This window comes from Streptomyces sp. NPDC002784 (genome assembly GCF_053592135.1).
In genome coordinates, this window is sequence record NZ_JBSFVD010000009.1 from 55,329 (window position 1) to 77,046 (window position 21,718).

The window sequence follows — 21,718 nt, forward strand, 5'->3', positions numbered from 1 at the left end:
CCGGCGCGCGGCCCTAGCCGGTGCTCCCGCGCCGCACTCCCAGGGACACCGTGAGGCGTCCTGCCGCCCAGAACAGCCCCAGCGTCGCCAGCGCCAGCGCCGCCACCAGCGTCGCGCCGCCCACCACCTTCTCGTAGTCGCGCTGGTAGAGACCGTCCACGATGTAGCGGCCCAGGCCGCCGAAGCTGACGTACGCCGCGATCGTCGCCGTGGACACGATCTGGATCGCCGCCGAGCGCAGGCCGCTGAGGATCAGCGGGAGCGCGACGGGGAGTTCGACCCGGAACAGGACCCCGGTCTCCGCCATGCCCATGCCGCGCGCGGCGTCCACCGGGGCCGGGTCGACCGAGCGCATCGCCTCGTAGGTGGTGACCAGGATCGGCGGGATCGCCAGGACCACCAGCGGGATCATCACCGGTGCCATGCCGAGGCCCAGCAGCACGAACATCAGCACCATCAGACCGAAGCTGGGCAGGGCCCGGCCCGCCGTGGCGATCAGCGACACGGTGTTGCCGCCGCGGCCGGTGTGCCCGGTGAGCAGGCCGGCCGGGAGGCCGATGCCGGCGGCGATGGCGAGGGCCATCAGGGTGTAGCCGAGGTGTTCGGCCAGCCGGGTGGGGATGCCGTCGTAGCCCGTCCAGTGCGCGCTGTCGCTGAAGAAGGCGTCGATGTGGTTGAGGAGGTTCATCGCGTGGCCTCGCGGGGCATCCAGGGGGTCAGCAGCATCCGTACGGCGATCAGGGCCGCGTCCACCAGGATCGCGAGGACGGCCGTGCCCAGCACCGACAGCCACACCAGGCGGGGCTGGTTGTAGATCATGCCGCTGTTGAGGAGGTTGCCCAGCGCGCCCTGGTTCCCGATCAGCATGCCGACGCTGACCAGGGAGATGCTCGACACCGCCGCCACCCGCAGCCCGGCGATGATCGCGGGGGTGGCGATCGGCAACTGGACCTGGAGATAGCGGCGTACGGGGCCGAAGCCCATCGCGGTGGCGGCCGCCAGCGTTTCCTGCGGGACCGAGCGGACGCCGTCGACGATCGCCGGGACCAGGACCACCAGGCTGTACACGGCCAGCGGGATCATCACGGTCAGCTCGGACAGGCCCGTGTAGTCGATGAGGATCACGAAGAAGGCCAGCGACGGGATCGCGTACAGCACCGTCGTCACCCACAGCACCGGCGCGTACACCCAGCGCAGCCGTATGCAGAGTTGGGCGATGGGCAGGGCGATCAGCAGTCCGGCCAGCACCGGCAGCAGGGCCTCGCGGAGGTGGAGGGCGACCAGGCCGAGGTAGCTGTTCTGCAGGTCGCTCGGCATGTCGAAGAGCTCGCTCATCGCGCGACCTTCTCCGTCGCCGTCGCGCTCTTGGCGTGGGCGCCCCGGATCGCCTCGCCGATGGTCTGCTGCGAGACCACTCCGGTCGCGCGGCCCTCCGCGTCCACGGCGACGGCCCAGCCGGTCGGCGAGAGCACCGCGCCGTCGAGGGCGGCCCGCAGGGAGTCGGTGCGGGGCACGAACGGGCGGCCGTAGGGCAGGAGTCGGTCCCGGTCGATCCGTCCGGCGGTCACGTCCCGCGGTTCGGCCCAGCCGAGCGGCTTGCCGTTCAGGTCCGTGACGAGGAGATAGGGGATGTCGGCGGTGTCGCGGGCGGCGATCTGCTCGGCGGTGGCGTCGATCGCGACGATCGGGGCCGTGCGCAGCTCCAGGCCCGCGGAGGGGAAGAAGGACAGCCGCCTGATGCCCCGGTCGGTGCCGAGGAAGTCCTCGACGAAGGAGTCGGCGGGGCTCGTCAGCAGTTCGGCGGGCGGGGCGAACTGGGCGAGCCGGCCGCCGGTGCGCATCACGGCGACCATCGTGCCGAGCTTGACGGCCTCGTCGATGTCGTGGGTGACGAAGACGATCGTCTTGCCCAACTCGGCCTGGATGCGCAGCAGTTCGTCCTGGAGTCCCTTGCGGACGACCGGGTCGACCGCGGAGAACGGCTCGTCCATCAGCAGCACCGGCGGATCGGCGGCGAGCGCCCGGGCCACGCCGACGCGCTGCTGCTGTCCGCCGGAGAGCTGGTAGGGGTAGCGCTTGGCGAGGGCGGTGTCGAGGCCGACCCGCTCCATCAGCTCGCGTGCCCTGGCCCGGGACTTCTCCTTGCCCCAGCCGAGCATGCGGGGCACGGTGGCGATGTTGTCCAGGATCGTGCGGTGCTGGAAGAGACCGGCGTTCTGGATGACGTAACCCATCGAGCGGCGCAGGGTGTTGACCGGCTGCTGCTGGATGTCCTTGCCGTCGAGGAGGATGGTGCCCTCGGTCGGCTCGACCATCCGGTTGATCATGCGAAGGGTCGTCGTCTTCCCGCAGCCCGACGGGCCGACCAGGACGGTGATCGAGCGGTCGGGTATCTCCAGCGACAGCCGGTCGACCGCCACCGTGCCGTCCGGGTATCGCTTGGTGACTGAATCTATCCGTATCAAAACGCCGAATACCCTTCGGGTCTGGCAGAAGTCGCCCGCTTCCGGCCGGGGTTGAGCATGCCGTTGCGCTGAGAGTCTAGACCGCTCACCAGATCAGGACGCCGCCTCCCATCTCCCGTGCGCGCAGGGCGGTCTCCTCGATGATTCCCAGCCGCGCCCCGATGTGGTCGGCGTGCTGGGCGACCGTCCGGTCCGGTGGGCAGGTGAGCTCCGCGAGCCGCTCCAGATGCGCGCGCACGAGGGCGCATTCGGCCAGGAAGACGGGTGTCTCGTCGGGCGCGACGAGGCCGCCCTCGGCCCCATCATGGTGGACGCCGCCGCAACGACCCGTTTTCCGGAGGGTGCCCCGGATGTCGTCCGAAGCCGTCCGCGTCCCGCAAGGTGGAGTCATGAGCGAGCAGCAGCGGTTCGACGTGTGGCAGGCCGGACCCGCCTACGAGCGGTTCATGGGCCGGTGGAGCCGGAAGGTCGCCGAGCGCTTCACCGCCCTGGCCGGCCACCCGGACGGGCTGCGCTGGCTGGACGTGGGGTGCGGGACCGGGGCGTTGTCGGCGGTGCTGGCGGCGCGGTGCCGGCCCGCGCTGGTGCTGGGCTGCGACCGGTCCGCTGAGCTGGTGGCGACGGCCCGGGACGCGGCGTACGGTCCGGTGCGGTTCGTGGTGGCCGACGCGGGGGCGCTGCCCGTGCGGGACGGTGCGTGCGACGCCGCGGTCAGCGGGCTCGCGCTGAACTTCCTGCCCGAACCCGCCGCGGGCGTCGCCGAGATGGCCCGGGCGGTCCGGGCCGGTGGCCGGGTCGCCGCGTACGTCTGGGACTACGCGGAGGGCATGGTCCTGCTGCGCCGGTTCTGGGACGCGGCCACGGCGCTGGATCCGGCGGCGGCCGAGCTGGACGAGGGGCGCCGGTTCCCGGGGTGCGGCCCCGATCCCCTGCACGCGCTGTGGACGGAGGCCGGGCTGGCGGACGTGTGGGTCACCCCGATCGTCATCCGGACCGTCTTCACCGACCTCGCCGATCTGTGGTCCCCGTTCCTCGCGGGCCAGGGCCCGGCCGGCGCCTACGTGGCCGACCTCCCCCCGGACGACCGGGACCGCCTGCGGGACACCCTCGCGGAGACCCTCCCCCGCGATCCGGACGGCTCCATCGAACTGTCGGCCCGGGCGTGGTCGGTGAGCGGCATCAAGCGGTGAGGGGCATCAAGCGGTGAGGGGCATCAAGCGGTGAGGGACGCAGGGTGCGGGTGGTCACGGCGGGACGGCATCAGGCGGTGACGGCGCCGCCCGCGGGCAGACCCCGGCCCACCCGGTGAACGGCGGCAGTAATCCGTAGCAGCCGAATCAAACCCCCGCCCCCACCACCACCGGCACCCCCTCCGTCCGCACCACCCGGCGCTCCGCGTCCACCGCGAACACCTCGCAGCCAGGTCGGGAGGACGCCCACGCGATGCCCTCCGGGCCCATCGCGAAGGCCGCCGTGGCTGTGCTGTCCGCTTCCGTGAGGGTGTCCGCGAGGACCGTGACGGAGAGCAGGCCCGTCGCCGGACGGCCGGTGCGGCCGTCGAGGATGTGTGCGCCCCGCTCGTACAGCGCCGAGGTCGCGACCGCCCCGTCGGTGATCTCCAGCACCGTGCAGAACCGGTCGGCCCGTTCCGGATGCCGTACGCCCACCCGCCAGGGCCCGCCCGCGGCGACCACGTCACCCCCGGCGTTCAGACAGAACCGCCGCACGCCGGCCGCCCGCAACAGCTCCGCGCCCCGCTGCACCGACCAGCCCTTGACCACCGCGCACGGGTCGAGGCCACGGCCGGGCAGCCGGGCGTCGAAGGCACCGCCGGTGGCGGTCCGGTACTCCTCGCACAGGCCGAGGACCTCGGCGAGGTCGGCGCTGACCTCGCCGGGGCCGATCTCGCCCCGGTCGAGCCGGGACACCTCGCTGCCGTCCCGGAACGGGCTGAACCGCTCGTCGACCTCCCGCAGCCAGGCGAAGACGGCGTCGACGGCCGCACCGGGCACGTGCTCGTCGTCCACCCGGAGCGAGACCGGAAACCCCATCACGTGCTCGACGCGCCGCACCTCAGGCCCCCTTCGCGTCGAGGGCCGCCTGCAAGGACTCCCGGTAGCCCTCGCTGGTGATCGTCGCCCCCGACACCGTGTCCACGTCCGCGCTCTGCGCCTCCAGCGTCCCCTCGATCAGCTTCGGCACCGCCGCCGTCGTCTGCGGATGATCCGGCTGCTGCAACATCCGCACCGACGCGATCGTGTCCCCGTCGAACGTCACCTCCACCTGCACGGGACCCTTCTCGGTGGTCACCACCGAGCCCTCGATGACCAGGGCGGAGCTGCCCGACGAGGCGGACGCGGAGGGGGCCGGGGCGACCGCCTGCGTCGTGGGCGCCGGGTCCGTCGACGGCTCGTAGCGCCACAGCGGGACCAGACCGACGGCGGTCAGGACCAGGACGGGTATGGCTCGCTTCACGGTCTCCCTCTCATCCCGCCAGGCTGAAACGCTCGAAGTGGATCTGCGGCTTGGGCACGCCCAGCTCGCGCAGGCTGCCCAGGACCGCGTTCATCATCGGCGGCGGCCCGCACAGGAAGACGTCCCGGTCGGCGATGTCCGGGACCATCCGGGTCAGTTCGGCGGGCGCCAGCCGGTCTGGGCTGACCGGGCCGGTCACCAGGTGCAGGTCGGCGCCCTTGGCGAGGGCCAGCTCGCGCAGCTCGTCGTAGAGGACCGCGTCCCGGTCCGTGGCGACGCGGTAGACGACCACGGCATGCCCCCGCACCTCCTCCAGCAGCGCCCGGATGGGCGTGACGCCGACGCCGCCGGCGATCAGCACGGCCTCGGGGCGGGTGCGGTGCAGGGCGGTGAAGGCACCGTAGGGGCCCTCGGCGAAGACGCGGGTGCCGGGCCGGAGGTGGCGCAGCCCCGCGCTGCCGGCGCCGGCCGCCTTGACGGTGAGCCGGAGCCCGCGGCCGTCCGGGGCGGCGGACAGGGAGAAGGGGTTCGCCTGCCACCAGCGGTCCTTCGTCAGGAACCGCCACAGGAAGAACTGTCCCGCGCGGGCGGGCAGCCGGTCGAGGTCACGGCCGGTGATGTAGACGGAGACCACGGTGTCGGACTCCGGGACGACCGCCGAGACGCGCAGCCGATGGCGCCAGTTCCGCCACAGCGGCAGCACCAGGCGGCCCGTGAGCACCGCGCCGAGCGCGACGCCCCACAGGGCGTACCAGTACGCCGTGGCGGCCGGCGAGGCGGTGAAGGTCGGACCGACCGCGACCTGGTGGGTGAAGGCCAGCACCACGGCGAGGTAGGTGTACAGGTGGACGAAGTGCCAGGTCTCGTAGGCGAGCCGGCGGCGGGCGAACCGTCCGGAGACCGCGCCGACCACGAGAACGATCACCAGCGCGGCGACGGCCCGCAGCACGCCCTCGACGGTCTCGGCGAGATCGACCAGCTGGTTGACCGGGTCGAGGCCGGAGGAGTCGGCGTAGCCGAAGGTGATGAAGACGGCGTGCGCCAGCAGCGTCCACAGGATGCCGAAGCCGGTCCAGCGGTGCCAGGACGTCAGCCGGTCCATGCCGATCCGGCGGTCCAGCCACGGCAGGCGGGCCACCAGCAGCAGCTGGAACGCCATGAACAGGGCGCCGTAGAGCCCGGCGAGGCGGCCGAGGACGAGCAGCGCGTTGGAGGCGCCGACGCCCGCGTCGACGAAGAACCAGGTCACCACGGCCGCGTTCGCGGCCAGCACGGCGTACAGGCCGGTGCGGGCCACCACCCTGGGGCGTATCGCCGTGGCGGGCGCAGGGGGCGATTGGACGGTCGTCACGGGCGGCAGCTCCTCATGGGGGTCCGGGGCCGGGGTACCGAGCTTGGCCTCCCGAAGCTGTCGATCAGCTGTCGTAGATCTTTCAAGTGGTTATCGATGTACCGGGGGCGGCCGGCCGGGCTGTGGCGCGGGGGGCCGGGTGACGCAGTATGAACGAGTGGAAAAAGTACGACTCCTCGTCGTGGACGACGACCCGCCGATCGCCGACCTCGTGGCGACGGTCGCCCGGTACGAGGGCTGGGAGGCGGTCACCGCGAACTCCGGCGAGGAGGCGCTGCGGCGCGCCGCCGAGTTCCGTCCCGACATCGTCGTGCTCGATCTGATGCTCCCGGACGTGGACGGCTTCGGCGTGCTGGACCGGCTGCGCCGCTCGGGGACGATGGTGCCGGTGGTCTTCCTCACCGCCCGCGACGGCGTCGCCGACCGGGTGGCGGGGCTGACCCGGGGCGGTGACGACTACCTGGTCAAGCCGTTCGCGGTGGAGGAGCTGATGGCCCGGCTGCGGACCGTGCTGCGGCGCAGCGCCGGGCCCGGCTTCCAGCGCTCGGTGCTGCGGGTGGGCGATCTGACGATGGACGAGGACACCCGCGAGGTGCGCCGCGGCGAGCGGCTGCTCACGCTGACGCCGACCGAGTACGAGGTGCTGCGCTACCTGATGCGCAAGTCGCCGACCGTGCAGACCAAGGCGCAGATCCTGGACCATGTGTGGGAGTACGGCTTCGGCGGCCGTTCCAACGTGGTCGAGCTGGTCGTCAGCAGGCTGCGCCGCAAGCTGGACGACACCGGCGAGCCGATGATCCACACCGTGCGGGGCTTCGGGTACGTCATCCGGCAGGCCGCCCGGTGATCGGGCGGCTGCGGCGGGCGTACGGCAGGACGCGCCTCGGCACCCGGCTGGCGCTGGGGGTGGGGGCGCTGTCCCTGGTGGTGTTCGCGGTCGTCGGCACCGCGCTGACGACGTACATGCGCGACTATCTGTCGGCGCAGCTCGACACCCAGCTCGCGCAGGCCCAGGGCGCCCAGTCCAAGAGCATCGCGCACTACAACACGCTGTCGGGCAAGAAGTACTGGCGCTGGTACTACGCCGTGTACGACGTGACGGACGGCACCCCGCGGCTGCGTACGCCCGAGACAGCCGGTGATCTGCCCGCGGACGTCGAGGAGTTCACCGTGGTGGCGCGGGCCCAGTCCGTCTCGGACACGGAGGTGCTGCGCACCGGGCATCTCAAGGGCGAGGGCCGGTACCGGCTGCGGGCCTGCGAGGTGGAGCCGGGCGTGGTGCTGGTCAGCGCCGCGCCCATGGACGAGATCGACGACACCATGGGCCAGCTGATCACCATCCAGGCGGTCACCTTCGGTCTCGCCCTGCTGGCCCTGGTGGTGGCCGGGCGGTCGCTGCTGCGGCGCGGGCTGCAGCCGCTGAGCGACATGGCGCACACCGCGCGGGGCATCACCTCGCACGATCTGACGGACTCGGCCCGGCTGCCGGTGCGGCACGACGGGCGCAGCGGCGGACCCGAGGTGGAGGAGCTGCGCACCGCGTTCAACACGATGCTGGAGCACATCGACGAGTCCCTCGCGGTGCGCACGGAGGCCGAGCAGCGGCTGCGCCGCTTCGTCGCGGACGCCTCGCACGAGCTGCGTACTCCGCTGATGTCGGTACGGGGGTACGCCGACCTCTTCCAGTACGCGGCGGCCAACGCCCCCGAGGAGCGCGACAAGCACCTGGCGCGGCTGCGCGCGGAGGCGGCCCGGATGGGTTTCCTGCTGGACGACCTGCTGCTGCTCGCCCGGCTGGACGCGGCGGAGGCGCAGACCCCGCTGCGCGCCCGCGAGACGGATCTGGTGGAGCTGGTCCAGGAGGCCGCGGACGCCTTCCGCGCGAGCCACCCGGACCATCCCCTGACCGTCACGCCCGGCCCCGCGGCACTGCCCGCCTGGGTGGACGCGCAGCGGATCCGGCAGGTCCTGGACAACCTCCTCACCAACGCGGCGATGCACACCCCGCCCGGCACGCGGGTGCGGGTGGGCCTGTCGGTCTCCGGCGGCACCGCCCGGATCCGGGTCGCCGACGCGGGCCCCGGCATCCCGCCCGCCGACCGCGACCGGGTCTTCGACCGCTTCTACCGGGTCGACAAGGCCCGCAGCCGCGACCGCGGGGGCAGCGGCCTGGGCCTGGCCGTGGCCGGCTCCCTGATCCGGGCGCACGGCGGCACGATCGAGCTGAGCAGCGAGCCCGGTGAGACGGTCTTCACGGTCACCCTGAATCTGGCCCCGTGAATCCGGCCTGAGTCTGGTCCCCTGAGTCTGGCCCCCTGAGTCTTACGAAGCCATGACGTGCCGGGTGCGTTCCGGCCGCCCGGACCGCACCCGGCCCTAGCGTGGACGGCATGCGTGTACTGGTCACCGGCGGTGCCGGGTTCATCGGGTCCCACATCGTGCAGGCGCTCGCGGAGCACGGTCACGAACCCGTGGTGTACGACGTCCGCGCCGACCCGGCGTCCGACGTGCGCGACCCGGAGGCGGTACGCCGGGCCCTGGCCGGGGTGGACGCCGTCTGCCACCAGGCCGCGATGGTCGGACTCGGCACCGGGTTCGCGGACGCGGCTGAGTACGTCTCCCGCAACGACCTCGGCACCGCCGTGCTGCTCACCGCCATGGCGGACGCGGGGGTACGACGGCTGCTGCTCGCCGGGTCGATGGTGGTGTACGGCGAGGGCCGCTACACCTGCGCCCGGCACGGGACCGTCCGTCCCGGACCGCGTGCCGTGGCCGACCTGGACGCCGGGCGCTTCGAGCCGCGCTGCCCGGAGTGCGGGGCCCCGCTGTCGCCGGGGCTGGTCGCGGAGGACGCCCCGGCGGACCCGCGGAACGTGTACGCCACGACCAAGCTCGCCCAGGAGCACCTGGCGGCGGCCTGGGCCCGGGTGACGGGCGCCCAGGCGGTGTCGCTGCGCTATCACAACGTGTACGGGCCGGGCATGCCCCGCGACACCCCGTACGCCGGTGTCGCCTCCTTCTTCCGCTCCGCGCTCGCCCGGGGCGAGGCCCCGCGGGTCTTCGAGGACGGCCGCCAGCGGCGGGACTTCGTGCACGTACGGGATGTGGCGGCGGCCAACCTGGCGGTGCTGCAAGCGGATTCGCCGCCCGGCGCGCTCGTCGCCCGCAACACCGGCAGCGGCGACCCGCACACCGTCGGCGAGATGGCGCACGCGCTGGCGGCGGCGTACGGCGGGCCCGAGCCGATGGTGACCGGGGAGTACCGGCTGGGCGACGTACGGCACATCACCGCCGACTCCGCGCGGCTGCGGGCCGAGTTCGGGTGGCGGCCGGAGGTCGGATTCGACGCCGGGATGCGGGAGTTCGCGCAGGACGCCTGACGCGGTCGGCCCTGGACTGAGTTCGCCCAGGACGCCTGACGCGGCCAGCCCTGGGCCGAGTTCGCGCAGGACGCCTGACCGCGGTCAGCCCCGGGCCGCCGGAAGCGTCACCTCGAAGCGGCAGCCGCCGGGGATGTTCCGTACGGTGGCCCGGCCGCGGTGGGCCTCCACGATGCCGCGCACGATCGCCAGGCCGAGGCCCGCGCCGGCCGGCGGGGTACGGGCGTCGGTGCCGCGCCAGCCGGTGTCGAAGACGCGCGGCAGATCCTCCTCGGGGATGCCTCCGCAGCCGTCGGTCACGGACAGCAGCACCCCGTCGGGGACGCGTTCGGCGGCGATCGCGACCGTGCCGTCGGACGGGGTCCGGCGGATCGCGTTGACCAGGAGGTTGCCGAGGACGCGGCTCATCTCCTTGCCGTCGACCTCGACCGGCAGCGGTTCCACGCCGTCGCCGACGAGCCGGACGCCGTGCTCGCGGGCGAGGGGGTCCGCGCCCGCGAGGGCGTCGCCGACGAGGTCGTAGAGGGAGACCCGGGTGGGGCTGAGGGCGAGGGCGCCGGCGTGGATGCGGGAGAGCTCGAAGAGGTCGCCGACCATGGCGTTGAGGCGTTCGACCTCGGTGCGGATCTGCCGGAGGTAGCGGTCGGGGTCGGCGGCGACGCCGTCCTCCAGGGCCTCGGACATCGCGCGCAGCCCGGCCAGCGGGGTGCGCAGGTCGTGGGAGATCCAGGCGACGAGTTCCCGGCGGGAGGACTCCAGGGCGCGCTCCCGTTCCCGGGACTCGGCGAGGCGGGCGCTGGTGGTCTCCAACTCACGGCTCAGGGCTGCGAGTTCGGCGCTCGCGGGGCGGTCGGGGGAGGTGAAGGCGCCGCCGTCGCCGAAGGAGCGGGCGGCGAGGGCGAGGGCGCGGCTGCCGGCGACGACCCAGCGGCCCAGCAGCAGGGCGGTGGCCAGGGAGACCACGGCGGCCATGGCGACGACCAGGGTGACCACCTTCAGGTCGTGCTCGGACAGGAACATCGCCTGCGCGACGGCGAGGGTGCCCGCGAGCATCGCGGTGACGGCGACGGCGGCCACCACCGTGAGGTGCACGGCGAGCGAACGGCGCCGGATCAGCCGCAGGACGCCCGCGCCGAGCACTCCGGCCGCGGCGGCGCCGAGGAAGGCGAACAGGGCGATGAGGAGCGTGTCCCGCACGGTCAGACCCCCTCGAACCGGTAGCCGACGCCCCACACCGTCTGGATCAGGCGGGGGCGGGCCGGGTCGTCCTCGACCTTGCCGCGCAGGCGCCGCACATGGACGGTGACCGTCGACAGGTCGCCGAAGTCCCAGCCCCACACCTCCCGCATCAGGTCCTCCCGACTGAACACCCGTCCCGGGTGCCGCAGGAGGAAGGTGAGGAGGTCGAACTCGCGGATGGTGAGGGCGAGTTCGGCGCCCTCCTTGACCGCGCGGCGGGCCTCCGGGTCGACCGAGAGGCCCCCGGCGCGCAGCAGCCCCGCCGGCTGCGCGGGGCGGACCCGGCGCAGTACGGACTCGACGCGCAGGACGAGCTCACGGGGGCTGAACGGCTTGGTGACGTAGTCGTCGGCGCCGACCTCCAGGCCGAGGATCCGGTCGTCCTCGTCGCCGCGCGCGGTGAGCATGATGACCGGCACCGGGCCCTGCCCGCGCATCCGGCGGCACACCTCCAGGCCGTCCATGCCGGGCAGCATCAGGTCCAGGACGACGAGGTCCGGCCAGTGCTCGGCCGCACGGGCGAGGGCGTCCGGGCCGTCGCCCGCGCGGTCGACGAGGTATCCGGCGCGGTCGAGGTAGCCGGAGACCACCTCGGCGACGGTCGGGTCGTCGTCGACGACGAGCACCCGGGGTTGCTGCTGTTCCATGCCGCCAGCCTCGCATCAGGCGTGCCCGGGTGCGCCACCCGCCCGCTGACGTCCTTGTTTCGTAAGAAGCCGATGCCCGATCCGCCCTTTTTGCGCTCGTAGGGTGAGCGGTGTGACCACCTCTCCCGCCGCACCACCGGACCCGGCGCCGGTCGATGTCGTCCTTCCCTGCCTCGACGAGGCCGAGGCGCTGCCCTGGGTGCTGGAGCGCATCCCGCGGGGCTGGCGCGCGCTCGTCGTCGACAACGGCTCCACGGACGGCTCGGCCGCCGTCGCCCGCGCGCTGGGCGCGACGGTCGTGCGGGAGGAGCGGCGCGGATTCGGCGCCGCCTGCCACGCGGGCCTGACCGCCGCCACCGCCGACGTGGTGTGCTTCTGCGACTGCGACGCCTCCCTCGACCCGTCCGACCTGGTGCCGTTCGTCGACCGCGTCCGGTCCGGCGAGGCCGACCTGGTGCTCGGGCGGCGCCGTCCGCAGGGCCGGGGCGCCTGGCCCGCGCACGCCCGCGCCGGGAATCTCGCGCTCTCCCGGCTCCTGCGCCGCCGCACCGGCCTGCGGCTGCACGACCTCGGCCCGCTGCGCGCGGCCCGCCGTGAGCCGCTGCTCGCCCTCGGCCTGACCGACCGGCGCAGCGGCTATCCCCTCCAGATGGTGGTCCGCGCCTGCGACGCGGGCTGGCGCATCGCCGAGTACGACGTCCCGTACCGCCCGCGCGCCGGCGCCTCCAAGGTGACGGGCACCTGGCGCGGGACATGGCAGGCGGTACGGGACATGAGCCGGGTCCTGACCGACCGGGACATGAGCCGGGTGACGGACCGGGAGACCCACGCATGAATGCAGCCGACGCGACATGGCAGCCGGTGCCGGACGTGAACCCGGCACCGGCGGAGCAGGAGGCCCGAGCATGACCACGCTGCTCGTCATCGCCAAGGAGCCGAAGCCGGGGCGGGTCAAGACCCGGCTGACGCCTCCCTTCACCGCCGAGGAGGCGGCGGCCCTGGCGGAGGCGGCGCTGGCGGACACGCTGGAGGTGGTGGCCGCCACGCCCGCCCGGCGCCGGGTACTCGTCCTGGACGGCGCCCCGGGCCCCTGGCTCCCGCCCGGCATCGAGGTCGTACCGCAGGGCGCGGGCGGCCTGGACGAGCGCCTGGCCGCGGCCTTCGGTGCCTGCACGGGCCCTGCCCTCCTGATCGGCATGGACACCCCCCAGGTGACACCGGACCTGCTGACGGTGGACTTCGCCGTCTGCGACGCCTGGTTCGGCCCGGCCGAGGACGGCGGCTTCTGGGCCCTGGGTCTCGCGGACCCGGACCCGGCCCTGCTCCGGGGCGTCCCGATGTCGACGCCGCACACGGGCGCGGCACAGCGGGCCCGGCTGGCGGGGCTGCGCGTGCGGGAGCTGCCGGTGCTGCGGGACGTGGACACGGCGGCGGACGCACGGCTGGTCGCCCGGGCGGCACCCGGGGGCCGGTTCGCGACGCTGCTGGAGCGGCTCACCACGGTGGGCCGCCCATGACCTCCGTCGCCCGCACCACGGTGGGCCGCCCATGACCTCCGTCGCCCGCACCACGGTGGGCCGCCCATGACCTCCGTCGCCCGCACCGCCCCCGCCCGTACCTGGTCGGCCGACCCCTACACCCACGCCCTGCGCACCGGCCGGGGCCCCCTGTACCTGCGCCGGGCCGACGGCTGGCTGCTCCCGCTGGACATAGAGCGCTGGTGCGCGCGGGCGGACGCGGCGGACCTGGAAGCGCTCCGGCGCTGCGAAGGCCCCGTCCTGGACGTCGGCTGCGGCCCGGGCAGGCTGGTGGCGGCCCTGGGCGAACAGGGCCGCCCCGCCCTCGGCATCGACGTCAGCGAAGCCGCCGTCGCCCGCACCCGGCGGCTCGGCGTCCCCGCCCTGCACCGCTCGGTCTTCGACCCGCTCCCCGGCGAGGGCCGCTGGGGCACCGCCCTGCTCATCGACGGCAACGTCGGCATCGGCGGCGACCCCCGCACGCTCCTGGCCAGGACGGCTCAACTCCTGCGCGCCGGAGGACTGCTGATCGCCGAGACCGCCCCGGTCCCCGACCTCGACGAGCGCGTCCTCGTCCACGTCACCGACGCCCACGGCACCGCGGGCACCCCCTTCCCCTGGGCCCGGCTCGGCACCCCCGCCCTGCTGCGGCACGCCACCCGCGCCGGATGGCGTGCCGTCGCTCAGTGGACCGTCGGCGGCCGCTCCTTCGCCGCCCTGCGCACCCGCAGCGCGCACAGCAGCGCCGAGACGCCGAACAGCACGGCCGTGATGAGCAGCCAGCGCGCCAGGAACCCGTCCGGGGACAGTCCGGTGGCCGAGCGGTAGCGCTCCGCCACCCGGCCGCTGATCAGCGGGAACCACACGAGCAGCAGCAGCGCGGAGAACGCGGCGGGCACCCGGACGTACATCACGTGCCGTCCGGCCGCCGCGCCGAGCGCCCGGTCCGCCGCCGCGTACAGCGGCAGCAGGACCAGGTCGTGCACGACGGCCGCGCCCACGAACCACAGCCCGATCCGGAACCAGTCGCCGTCCAGCAGGCGCACGCCCGCGTATCCGGCGAGCGTGAACGAGCAGGCGAGCAGCAGGATCTGCAGCGGACTGCCGAGGGGAAGCCGCGGTCGCATCACAGGTCTCCGAACGTCAGCCGGGCCACCCACTTGGTGTTGAGCACGCCGGGCGCCGCGGGCACGATGACCCGGGCCGGGTGGCCGTGGTCGGGGGACAGCTCCTCGCCGTTGACGAACAGGGCGAGCAGGGAGCGCGGGTCGGCGACCTGGTTGGCGCGCAGGGCGGCCCGGCGGAACGCGCCGCGTCGCTGCAGCGACTCCACGAGGACGTCCGGCGGATCGTCGTGGCCGACGAGCGCGGCGAGATCCCGCAGCCGTACGCCCCGCCACTGCTGGTCGGAGGTGGACCAGCCCTCGACGCAGGCGATGGGCAACGCGGCGCCGTGCGCGGGGAGTCGGAGCAGATCGGCGCGGCTGAGCCGGACGGTTCCGGTGCGGCCGGTGACGACCAGGCGCCAGGCGTCGTCGGTCGTGTCGGTGGGGCGGATCCCGGCGTGGGCCGCGGTCTTGTTGATCTGGAAGCCGCCCGGCCCCTCGCCCGGTTCGGCGGGCCCGTGCGGGGCGAGCAGGGCCGTCCAGCGCAGGCCGTCGGAGTTCTGCCCGACGGTCGTGGCGAACAGCAGCAGCGACCCGCCTCCGACGAACCCCAGGGCACCGCGCCGGGAGACGGTCGGCTCGGCCGGGTCGCTCGGGACGAGGTCGTCGCGCTCCTGACGCAGCCGGCGCAGATTGCGCAGCGCGAGCGGCAGCTTGAGGGCGAGGTGCGCGAGGAACGCGGCGAAGAACACCCACGCCCCGTAGAAGTGCAGCGGGTAGAAGGAGCCCGGGAAGACGTAGTCCAGCTGGACGTTGAGCACTCCGGTCACGAACTCGAACAGCGCGCCGCCGACCAGGAGCAGCAGCGAGATCCGCTCCAGGGCGTGGGCCAGGGAGCGGGCGGGCGGCAGGGTGAACAGCCGCGGCACGACCGACCACAGCTTGGCCAGCAGCACCGGGATCAGGGTGATGCCGAGGGTGACGTGGACGCCCTGGTTGAGCCGGTACAGCCAGTGCGGGTCGGTCGGCCAGGAGAAGAGGTAGAAGCCGAGGATCCCCTTGTCCGGGGTCTTGTCGTTCACCGGCGACAGATCGGGGTTGTAGGCCGCGTACGACAGCAGACCCGTCACGAACAACACCGTGATCCCGCCGAGCAGCACCACGCCCAGCACCGAGGTGAGCCAGGGGCCGCGCAGCGGACTGCGCCAGAAACCCGGTGCGAAAGGAGACCGTTTCATGTCCCGACGGTAGGCCGGGAGCGGCGCCGCGCAGCGCTCACGAACCATGACGAATCTCTGACGTCCGCGCCTGTCAGCCGTCCGGTCGAGGCCCGCCGCCCTAGCGTGCAGACGTGACCCGCCTTCCCTCCCGTGACCCGCGCCGCGATCTGTACGCCGCGGCGGCCGCCGTGCTGCTCTTCGCGGCCGCCGCCCTGGTCGGCACCGCGATCGAGCGCCGTGACGGCACCCTCTTCGTCAACTGGCCGCCCCTGCTGGCCGACTGGGGCCCGCACGCGGGGCCCGGCACCGCGGCGGCGATCGTCGTCGCGGTCGCGGTGGTGGCGTACGGCCCGCCGCTGGCCGCCCGGCTGCCCTGGCGCGGTCTGCTGCTCGTGGTGTGGGGCGCGGGCGCGGCCTGGACGTTCTCGCTGGCGCTGGTCGACGGCTGGCAGCGCGGCGTCGCCCGTCGCCTGACCACCCGGTACGAGTACCTCCAGGTCATCGACCGCTTCCAGGACATCCCGGCCACCCTGCGGAACTTCACGGACCACATCCTGATCGGCTCGCCCGACCACTGGCCCGCGCACGTCGCGGGCCACCCCCCGGCGGCCCCGCTCACCTTCGTGTACCTGGACCGGATCGGGCTCGGCGGCGGCGCCTGGGCGGGCGTGTTCTGTGTCGTCGTCGGCGCCACGGCCGCGCTCGCGATCCTCGTCACCGTGCGCGCCCTGGCCGACGAGCAACTCGCCCGCCGCGCCGCGCCGTTCCTGGTGCTGGCGCCGGGCGCGGTGTGGCTGGGCACGTCCGCCGACGGGTATTTCGCGGCGGTGGCCGCGTGGGCGGTGGCGCTGCTGGCGCTGGCGGTGACGGGCCGGCGCCCGCACTGGACCGGCCTCGCCTCCGGCCTCCTGTTCGGCCTGACGGTGTACCTGTCGTACGGCCTGACCCTGTACGTCGCGATGGCGGCGGCCGTGCTGTTCCTGGGCTCCGCACGGGTACGGCCGCTGCTGTTCGCGGTGGCCGGCTTCCTGGTGGTCCCCACCGTGTTCACCGCGCTGGGCTTCCACTGGTGGGAGGCCTACGACCTGCTGGTCACCCGCTACGACCAGGGCGCCGGCGGTACCCGGCCGCAGGCCTACTGGGTGTGGGCCAACCTCGCCTGCCAGGTCCTGGTGGTCGGCCTCGCGACGGCGGCGGGGCTGCGGCGGACCGGGGTGGTGCTGCTCCGGCGGCCGGGCACGGCGGACTTCCGGCTCGCGGTGCTGGTGGGGGCCGCGCTGCTCGCGCTGCTCGTCGCAGACCTGTCGGGGATGAGCAAGGCGGAGACGGAACGCATCTGGCTGCCGTTCGCCCTGTGGCTGCTGCCGTCGTGCGCGTGTCTCACCGCCTCCCGCGCCTGGCTCACCGCGCAGGCCGCCCTCGCCCTGCTCGTGAACCACCTGCTGTGGACGGGCTGGTGACCGGTTCGCTCCCGGTCAGGGCAGGGGCTGCTCGGTCCAGATGACCTTTCCGTGCGGGGTGTAGCGCGTGCCCCAGCGCTCGGTGAGCTGGGCCACCAGGAAGAGCCCGCGACCGCCCTCGTCCTCGCTCCGCGCCCGGCGCAACCGCGGCGAGGTACCGCTGCCGTCGGACACCTCGCAGATCAGCGCCCGGTCGCGGAGCAGACGGAGCTGGACGGGGCCGGTGGCGTGGCGGATGGCGTTGGTGACCAGTTCGCTGGCGACGAGTTCGGTGGTGAAGGCCAGGTCGTCCAGGCCCCAGGCGGCGAGCTGTCCGGTGACCGCGGCACGGGACCGGGAGACGACCGCCGGGTCGCTCGGCAGGTCCCACTGGGCGACCCGGTCGGGCCCGAGGACGTGGGTGCGGGCGACCAGCAGGGCCACGTCGTCGCTCGGCCGGGCCGGGAGCATGGCGTCGAGGACGGCCTCGCAGGTGTCCTCGGGAGGACGCCCGGCACACCTGAGGACGGCACGCAGCCGGTCCAGGCCGGCGTCGATGTCCCGGTGGCGGTCCTCGACCAGACCGTCGGTGTAGAGCACCAGCTGGCTGCCCTCGGCGAGTTCCAGCTCGGCGGTCTCGAAGGGCATCCCGCCCAGACCGAGCGGCGGCCCGGACGGCAGGTCGACGAAGTCCACCGAGCCGTCGGGGCGGACGACCGCGGGCAGGGGGTGCCCGGCGCGGGTGAGGGTGCAGCGCCGGGACACCGGATCGTAGACCGCGACCAGGCAGGTGGCGCCGATGCCGCAGTTCTCCTGGGGGGCGCCCTCCACCGCCCAGCCCTCGCCCCGGTCGAGCCGGCCGACCAGGTCGTCGAGGTGGGTGAGGAGATCGTCCGGGGGCAGGTCGAGGGAGCAGAAGTTGTGCACGGCGGTACGCAGCCGGCCCATCGTGGCGGCGGCGTGCAGCCCGTGCCCCACGACGTCGCCGACCACCAGTGCCACCCGCGCGCCGGAGAGCGGGATGACGTCGAACCAGTCGCCGCCCACGTCGGCCTGCGCGGGCAGATACCGGTAGGCGACCTCCACGGCGCTCTGCTCGGGCCGCCCCCTGGGCAGCAGGCTGCGCTGGAGCGCGAGCGCGGTGTTGTGCTCGCGGGTGAAGCGGCGGGCGTTGTCTATGCACATGGCGGCCCGCCCGGCCAGCTCCTGGGCGAGGGAGAGGTCGTCGTCCTCGAAGGGGGCGGGGTTGGCGCAGCGGTAGAAGCTGACCACGCCGAGGGTGGCGCCGCGGGCCCGCAGCGGCACGGTGATCAGGGAGTGCGTCCCGGCCGCGAGCACCCGGTCCAGCCGTACCGGATCCTGTGCGTACCAGCCGCCCGCCTCCGACAGCACCGGTTCCAGCACGGCCCGCCCGCTCTCCAGGCTGCGGGCCTGCGGGGTGGAGGCGACGTACGCGAAGCCGTCGCCGACGTGGTAGAGCCGCGGCTCGTCGTGGCGGCTGCGCAGGGCGACCCGGCGCAGCGGGATGTCCGCGCCGACCGCGGCGGGCTCCTCCCCGTTCAGCACGGCGTCGGGCAGATCGACGGCGGTGAAGTCGGCGAACCGGGGCACGGCCACCTCGGCCAGCTCCTCCGCGGTGCGGGTGACGTCGAGGGTGGCGCCGATCCGCGCCCCGGCCTCGTGCAGCAGCTCCAGCCGTCTGCGCGCGAGGAGGGCCAGCCGCCCGACCCCGGGCTCGCCGACCAGTACCAGCCGTCCGCCGGTCCCGTCACCGGTGTCGGCCGGGGTGGCGAGACGGGCGGTGGCCGCCGTGGGAGGGGGTGTCGGCGGGGTGAGCGGGACCGGGCGCGGGTGCCCCAGGATGCGGGCCTCGACGACCACGCCGGTCTCCCCGGCCGCGCCCACGACCTTGCGGCGCATCAGGGTGGCGGTCCGGCCGCCGGTCAGGTTCACCTCGTCGAGGATGCGGTGCGGCGAGGCGAGCAGCGCCTCGGCCTTCTCGCGCAGGACGGCCAGGTCGATCCGGCCGAGTCCGGAGCCGTCCGACTCCGGGCCGGACTCGCGGGCGGCCTGCCGGTAGGCCGCGAGCAGCGCCCGTTCCCGCTGGGTGGACTGCTCCAGCAGCCGCCCCTCGATGGCCTGGGCGGCCTCGGACACCAGCCGGAGCATGATCGGGTCGCCGTCGTCGCGCAGACAGGTCAGGTCCAGCACGGCCTCGATCCGCCCGCTGAGCGGGTCGCGGACGGGGGCGCCGGCGCAGGCGAAGGGCTGCAGGCAGTCGGCGAAGTGTTCCCGGCCGACGACCTGGACGGGCCCGCGCTCGACCAGCGCGGTGCCGACGCCGTTGGTGCCCGCCGCCTGTTCGGAGGCGTCGAAGCCGGGGGCGAAGCGCACCGCGTCGAGCCGGGCGAGCAGTGCGCGGCCACCGCCGAGCCGCTGGACGATCCGCCCCTGCCCGTCGCACAGGGCGATGGTCGTGCCGAGTTCGGCGAGGGATTCGGCGAGCTGTCCGAGGACGGGTTCGGCGGCGCGCAGGAACCGCTCGCCGAGGACCACGTCGGGGTCGTACGGGATGTCCAGCCGGTCCGGTTCGAGCCCCGCCGACCTGCACCGCTTCCAGGACGCCAGCACGGAGTCCCGGACCTGCGAGTCGACACGGGCTCCGGCGAGGAAGCGTTCATGGGCATCGACGAGTCCGCCGATGTCATCCCAGGCGACGGACAAATGGCTCACTTCCCTCAGGCGTTTTCACCCTAGACCCTATGTGACCCACCTCACAACAATCCGTGAAGGGAGCCGGGAGGGCCCCGGGGGTGTGACCGAGGACACCCCTTGCCTCCGGGATTTTTTGCCCGCGGCGCTGATTGTTTCGGGCCGCCCGTCCGTATCTCCGGGTGTCCGAGCCGTTCGCCTCAGGAGGTCCGATGCGCATCTCGCGCAGCACGGCGGGAACCGTCTTCGTCGGCGGCGCCCTGGTGCTCACTCTCTCCGCCCTCGCGTACCCCGCGATGCTCGGGGTGGAGAACACCTCGTCCGACACGTCCCGCATCATCGCCAATACCCAATGGGGGCCGCTCACGGAGGCGGACCGGGACTTCGTGGTGAAGGTGCGGGCGGCCGGACTGTGGGAGTACCCGCTGGGGGAGATGGCGCTGGAGCGCGGGACCACCGTGGAGATGAAGGAAGTGGGCAAGCATCTGCTCGTCGGGCACTCGGGGCTCGACGCGCTGTGCCGCAAGATCGCGCCCGATCTCGGCATCACGCTGCCGAACCAGCCGAGCCCGCAGCAGCAGCAGTTCGTGGCGACCGCGGACTCCAAGACCGGCAAGGAGTTCGACTCCACCGCGGTCACCATCATGCGGGTGGCCCACGGCCGGATCTTCCCGACCGTCGCCAGCATCCGGGCCAACACCCAGAACACGCTGGTGCGGCAGCTGGCGGACCTGACCAACGACACGGTCCTGGACCACATCACGGTGCTGGAGAAGACCGGCCTGGTCAACTACGAACAGGTCAACTTCCAGCAGACCTCCCCCCCGAAGCTCCCCGACGAACAGCTCACACCGCCCCCGCCCCAGCCCGGCTCCCCGGTCCTGGTCCTCAAGCCCCGCCCCGACTTGAACGTCAACACGGCCTCCCCCACCCCGAACCCGAACCCGAGCCCCAGCGGGACGGTGGGCTGAGGCGGGCAGGGCGTGATGCAGGGTCACAAGGGCTTGGCCGGCCAGTCCAGCAGGCGGGCTCCGATCACCGCGGTCTGGAGGGTGTACCGCTGGACCGGGTCGGCCGGGTTCGCGCCCGTCAGCTGGTGCACGCGGTCCAGGCGATAGGTCAGCGCGCGCACGCTGAGCGACAGCCGGCGGGCCGCCTCCGCGGCCACGCAGCCGGAGTCGAAGTAGGCGGTCAGCGTGTCCAGCAGGGGCCGGGCGCCGCCGCGGGCCTGACGCAGCGGCCCGAGGGCACTGATCACGAGGTCGGCCATGGCCTGCCGGTCCCGGGTGAGCACCGGGTAGACGAGCAGGTCGGCGGCGTGCAGCACCGGTTCGCCGAGTTCCAGCCGCTCGGCGAGATCGAGGGCGTTCAGGGCCTCCTCGTACGACTGGACGACGCCCGCCGGCCCCGGGTGCGCGCGGCCGATCGCCACCTGGCCGCCGTCCGTGGCGGCATGGGCGTGCTTGGCGAAGTGGACGAGGACGTCGTCGTGGTTGCCGGGGGCGATGCAGACCATCCGGCCGTCCTTGGTGGTGAGCAGGATGCTGCGGTCCCCGAACCGGCCGATGAGCCCGCGCTCCACCTCCCGGGGCACGGGGTCGCCGTCGTCGTAGCCGGTCCGGCCCCGGGCCACGGCGACGGCGTGCGCGTGCGACAGCCGCAGCCCGTAGCGCTCCGCCCGCTGCGCCAGCAGGCCGAGGTCGCTGCGGCCGTAGAGCAGGTCGTCCACGAACTCCCGGCGGGCGGCCTCCTCCTGGCGTACGGCGTCCCGCTGCGCGCGTTCGTAGCCCTCCGCGAAGGCGTCCAGGGCCTGCGCGGCGGCGGCCAGGACGGCGTCCACGGAGCCGCCGGCCGGCCGGGCGGCGCGGGTCTCGGCCATGTGGGCGGCGACCATGGCACGCAGTCCGAGCCCGGCCTCGGCGGCCCGTTCGCCCAGGTCACGGCGGGATTGGAGCTCCGCGCGGGTGAGCCGCCGGCCGGTGGCCGAGGCGTCGGCGAGGATGTCGCGGTAGCCGGTCAGATAGTCCGCGTACGCGTCCGGCCCCGCCATCGGCGCTCCCCCGCTCTCCGCTGTGTCGTGAGTCGTCGTAGTCGCACGTCGTCGTCGCGTGTCGTCGTGCGTGCGTCGTCGTACGTCGTCGTGTGTCGTCCGCCGTTCCGACATCGC

The 21,718-nt window shown here is 73.9% G+C and carries 21 protein-coding genes; 9 read left to right on the forward strand and 12 right to left on the reverse strand.

From position 1 onward, the window contains the following. Window positions 1–13: 13 nt before the first annotated feature. The 4 genes from ACWD1Z_RS18330 to ACWD1Z_RS18345 all read right to left on the reverse strand — a co-directional run bounded on the left by ACWD1Z_RS18330 (window position 14) and on the right by ACWD1Z_RS18345 (window position 2,703). Window positions 14–688, reverse strand: coding sequence for an ABC transporter permease (locus tag ACWD1Z_RS18330; protein ID WP_451119793.1), 675 nt, complete (start codon window positions 686–688; stop codon window positions 14–16). Further along, window positions 685–1,335, reverse strand: a complete 651-nt coding sequence (locus tag ACWD1Z_RS18335) for an ABC transporter permease (protein WP_451119795.1) — start codon at window positions 1,333–1,335, stop codon at window positions 685–687. The genes ACWD1Z_RS18330 and ACWD1Z_RS18335 overlap by 4 nt, the downstream gene beginning before the upstream one ends. Continuing rightward, window positions 1,332–2,465: an ABC transporter ATP-binding protein gene (locus ACWD1Z_RS18340; RefSeq protein ID WP_451119797.1), complete on the reverse strand. Its 1,134-nt coding sequence runs from the start codon at window positions 2,463–2,465 to the stop codon at window positions 1,332–1,334. The genes ACWD1Z_RS18335 and ACWD1Z_RS18340 overlap by 4 nt, the downstream gene beginning before the upstream one ends. A gap of 85 nt (window positions 2,466–2,550) precedes the next feature. Then, on the reverse strand, window positions 2,551–2,703 hold the full coding sequence (locus ACWD1Z_RS18345; RefSeq protein WP_451119798.1) for a hypothetical protein: 153 nt from the start codon (window positions 2,701–2,703) through the stop codon (window positions 2,551–2,553). Window positions 2,704–2,854: 151 nt separating this feature from the next. Here ACWD1Z_RS18345 and ACWD1Z_RS18350 point away from each other — a divergent pair, with 151 nt between their 5' ends. Beyond that, on the forward strand, window positions 2,855–3,655 hold the full coding sequence (locus ACWD1Z_RS18350) for a class I SAM-dependent methyltransferase (protein ID WP_451119800.1): 801 nt from the start codon (window positions 2,855–2,857) through the stop codon (window positions 3,653–3,655). Between the two features lie 147 nt (window positions 3,656–3,802). Here the strand turns inward: ACWD1Z_RS18350 and ACWD1Z_RS18355 are convergent, their stop codons facing one another. The 3 genes from ACWD1Z_RS18355 to ACWD1Z_RS18365 are packed head-to-tail and all read right to left on the reverse strand — an operon-like array spanning window position 3,803 to window position 6,291. Further along, window positions 3,803–4,537 (reverse strand): FAD:protein FMN transferase, encoded by a 735-nt coding sequence (locus ACWD1Z_RS18355; protein ID WP_451119802.1) that lies wholly within the window; start codon window positions 4,535–4,537, stop codon window positions 3,803–3,805. Window position 4,538: 1 nt separating this feature from the next. Further along, the gene (locus ACWD1Z_RS18360) at window positions 4,539–4,940 is read right to left on the reverse strand and encodes an FMN-binding protein (protein ID WP_451119804.1); all 402 of its coding nucleotides are present in this window, start codon (window positions 4,938–4,940) and stop codon (window positions 4,539–4,541) included. A gap of 10 nt (window positions 4,941–4,950) precedes the next feature. Then, window positions 4,951–6,291 (reverse strand): ferredoxin reductase family protein, encoded by a 1,341-nt coding sequence (locus ACWD1Z_RS18365; protein WP_451119805.1) that lies wholly within the window; start codon window positions 6,289–6,291, stop codon window positions 4,951–4,953. A gap of 157 nt (window positions 6,292–6,448) precedes the next feature. Here ACWD1Z_RS18365 and ACWD1Z_RS18370 point away from each other — a divergent pair, with 157 nt between their 5' ends. The 3 genes from ACWD1Z_RS18370 to ACWD1Z_RS18380 all read left to right on the forward strand — a co-directional run bounded on the left by ACWD1Z_RS18370 (window position 6,449) and on the right by ACWD1Z_RS18380 (window position 9,671). Further along, window positions 6,449–7,138 (forward strand): response regulator transcription factor, encoded by a 690-nt coding sequence (locus ACWD1Z_RS18370; RefSeq protein WP_250071321.1) that lies wholly within the window; start codon window positions 6,449–6,451, stop codon window positions 7,136–7,138. Next, the gene (locus tag ACWD1Z_RS18375; RefSeq protein ID WP_451119807.1) at window positions 7,135–8,571 is read left to right on the forward strand and encodes an ATP-binding protein; all 1,437 of its coding nucleotides are present in this window, start codon (window positions 7,135–7,137) and stop codon (window positions 8,569–8,571) included. The genes ACWD1Z_RS18370 and ACWD1Z_RS18375 overlap by 4 nt, the downstream gene beginning before the upstream one ends. Before the next feature lie 110 nt (window positions 8,572–8,681). Beyond that, a complete protein-coding gene (locus ACWD1Z_RS18380; RefSeq protein WP_451119809.1) occupies window positions 8,682–9,671 on the forward strand; it encodes an NAD-dependent epimerase/dehydratase family protein in 990 nt (329 codons plus the stop codon). Window positions 9,672–9,755: 84 nt separating this feature from the next. Here the strand turns inward: ACWD1Z_RS18380 and ACWD1Z_RS18385 are convergent, their stop codons facing one another. Together ACWD1Z_RS18385 and ACWD1Z_RS18390 are read right to left on the reverse strand one after the other, a co-directional pair. Beyond that, window positions 9,756–10,868 carry a sensor histidine kinase gene (locus ACWD1Z_RS18385; RefSeq protein WP_389419896.1) on the reverse strand — a complete coding sequence of 371 codons (1,113 nt, stop codon included), beginning with the start codon at window positions 10,866–10,868 and terminating at the stop codon, window positions 9,756–9,758. Window positions 10,869–10,870: 2 nt separating this feature from the next. Further along, window positions 10,871–11,557 carry a response regulator transcription factor gene (locus ACWD1Z_RS18390; RefSeq protein WP_451119811.1) on the reverse strand — a complete coding sequence of 229 codons (687 nt, stop codon included), beginning with the start codon at window positions 11,555–11,557 and terminating at the stop codon, window positions 10,871–10,873. Between the two features lie 103 nt (window positions 11,558–11,660). On the opposite strand from ACWD1Z_RS18390, the gene ACWD1Z_RS18395 reads away from it, so the two are divergent. The 3 genes from ACWD1Z_RS18395 to ACWD1Z_RS18405 all read left to right on the forward strand — a co-directional run bounded on the left by ACWD1Z_RS18395 (window position 11,661) and on the right by ACWD1Z_RS18405 (window position 13,902). Beyond that, complete coding sequence (locus ACWD1Z_RS18395; protein ID WP_451119813.1) at window positions 11,661–12,392, forward strand: glycosyltransferase family 2 protein; 732 nt, start codon at window positions 11,661–11,663, stop codon at window positions 12,390–12,392. A 70-nt stretch (window positions 12,393–12,462) separates the two neighbouring features. Further along, window positions 12,463–13,074 carry a TIGR04282 family arsenosugar biosynthesis glycosyltransferase gene (locus ACWD1Z_RS18400; protein WP_451119815.1) on the forward strand — a complete coding sequence of 204 codons (612 nt, stop codon included), beginning with the start codon at window positions 12,463–12,465 and terminating at the stop codon, window positions 13,072–13,074. Between the two features lie 66 nt (window positions 13,075–13,140). Further along, window positions 13,141–13,902, forward strand: coding sequence for a class I SAM-dependent methyltransferase (locus ACWD1Z_RS18405; RefSeq protein WP_451119817.1), 762 nt, complete (start codon window positions 13,141–13,143; stop codon window positions 13,900–13,902). Between the two features lie 298 nt (window positions 13,903–14,200). On the opposite strand, the gene ACWD1Z_RS18410 is transcribed toward ACWD1Z_RS18405, so the two are convergent. After that, window positions 14,201–15,418 carry a molybdopterin-dependent oxidoreductase gene (locus tag ACWD1Z_RS18410; protein WP_451119819.1) on the reverse strand — a complete coding sequence of 406 codons (1,218 nt, stop codon included), beginning with the start codon at window positions 15,416–15,418 and terminating at the stop codon, window positions 14,201–14,203. 113 nt (window positions 15,419–15,531) lie between these two features. Here ACWD1Z_RS18410 and ACWD1Z_RS18415 point away from each other — a divergent pair, with 113 nt between their 5' ends. Next, window positions 15,532–16,860 carry a hypothetical protein gene (locus ACWD1Z_RS18415; protein WP_451119821.1) on the forward strand — a complete coding sequence of 443 codons (1,329 nt, stop codon included), beginning with the start codon at window positions 15,532–15,534 and terminating at the stop codon, window positions 16,858–16,860. Window positions 16,861–16,875: 15 nt separating this feature from the next. Here ACWD1Z_RS18415 and ACWD1Z_RS18420 read toward each other — a convergent pair whose 3' ends face one another. Next, window positions 16,876–19,572, reverse strand: coding sequence for a SpoIIE family protein phosphatase (locus tag ACWD1Z_RS18420; protein WP_451119823.1), 2,697 nt, complete (start codon window positions 19,570–19,572; stop codon window positions 16,876–16,878). A gap of 191 nt (window positions 19,573–19,763) precedes the next feature. On the opposite strand from ACWD1Z_RS18420, the gene ACWD1Z_RS18425 reads away from it, so the two are divergent. Then, on the forward strand, window positions 19,764–20,522 hold the full coding sequence (locus tag ACWD1Z_RS18425) for a DUF4142 domain-containing protein (RefSeq protein ID WP_451119825.1): 759 nt from the start codon (window positions 19,764–19,766) through the stop codon (window positions 20,520–20,522). 23 nt (window positions 20,523–20,545) lie between these two features. Here ACWD1Z_RS18425 and ACWD1Z_RS18430 read toward each other — a convergent pair whose 3' ends face one another. Beyond that, on the reverse strand, window positions 20,546–21,601 hold the full coding sequence (locus ACWD1Z_RS18430) for a PucR family transcriptional regulator (protein WP_451119827.1): 1,056 nt from the start codon (window positions 21,599–21,601) through the stop codon (window positions 20,546–20,548). Window positions 21,602–21,718: the final 117 nt, after the last annotated feature.

Coding starts and splice junctions, on each gene's coding strand:
- ACWD1Z_RS18425 (WP_451119825.1), top strand. CDS start 19,764: ATGCGCATCTCGCGCAGCACGGCGGGAACCGTCTTCGTCGGCGGCGCC.
- ACWD1Z_RS18330 (WP_451119793.1), bottom strand. CDS start 688: ATGAACCTCCTCAACCACATCGACGCCTTCTTCAGCGACAGCGCGCAC.
- ACWD1Z_RS18350 (WP_451119800.1), top strand. CDS start 2,855: ATGAGCGAGCAGCAGCGGTTCGACGTGTGGCAGGCCGGACCCGCCTAC.
- ACWD1Z_RS18430 (WP_451119827.1), bottom strand. CDS start 21,601: ATGGCGGGGCCGGACGCGTACGCGGACTATCTGACCGGCTACCGCGAC.
- ACWD1Z_RS18335 (WP_451119795.1), bottom strand. CDS start 1,335: ATGAGCGAGCTCTTCGACATGCCGAGCGACCTGCAGAACAGCTACCTC.
- ACWD1Z_RS18400 (WP_451119815.1), top strand. CDS start 12,463: ATGACCACGCTGCTCGTCATCGCCAAGGAGCCGAAGCCGGGGCGGGTC.
- ACWD1Z_RS18390 (WP_451119811.1), bottom strand. CDS start 11,557: ATGGAACAGCAGCAACCCCGGGTGCTCGTCGTCGACGACGACCCGACC.
- ACWD1Z_RS18380 (WP_451119809.1), top strand. CDS start 8,682: ATGCGTGTACTGGTCACCGGCGGTGCCGGGTTCATCGGGTCCCACATC.
- ACWD1Z_RS18410 (WP_451119819.1), bottom strand. CDS start 15,418: ATGAAACGGTCTCCTTTCGCACCGGGTTTCTGGCGCAGTCCGCTGCGC.
- ACWD1Z_RS18405 (WP_451119817.1), top strand. CDS start 13,141: ATGACCTCCGTCGCCCGCACCGCCCCCGCCCGTACCTGGTCGGCCGAC.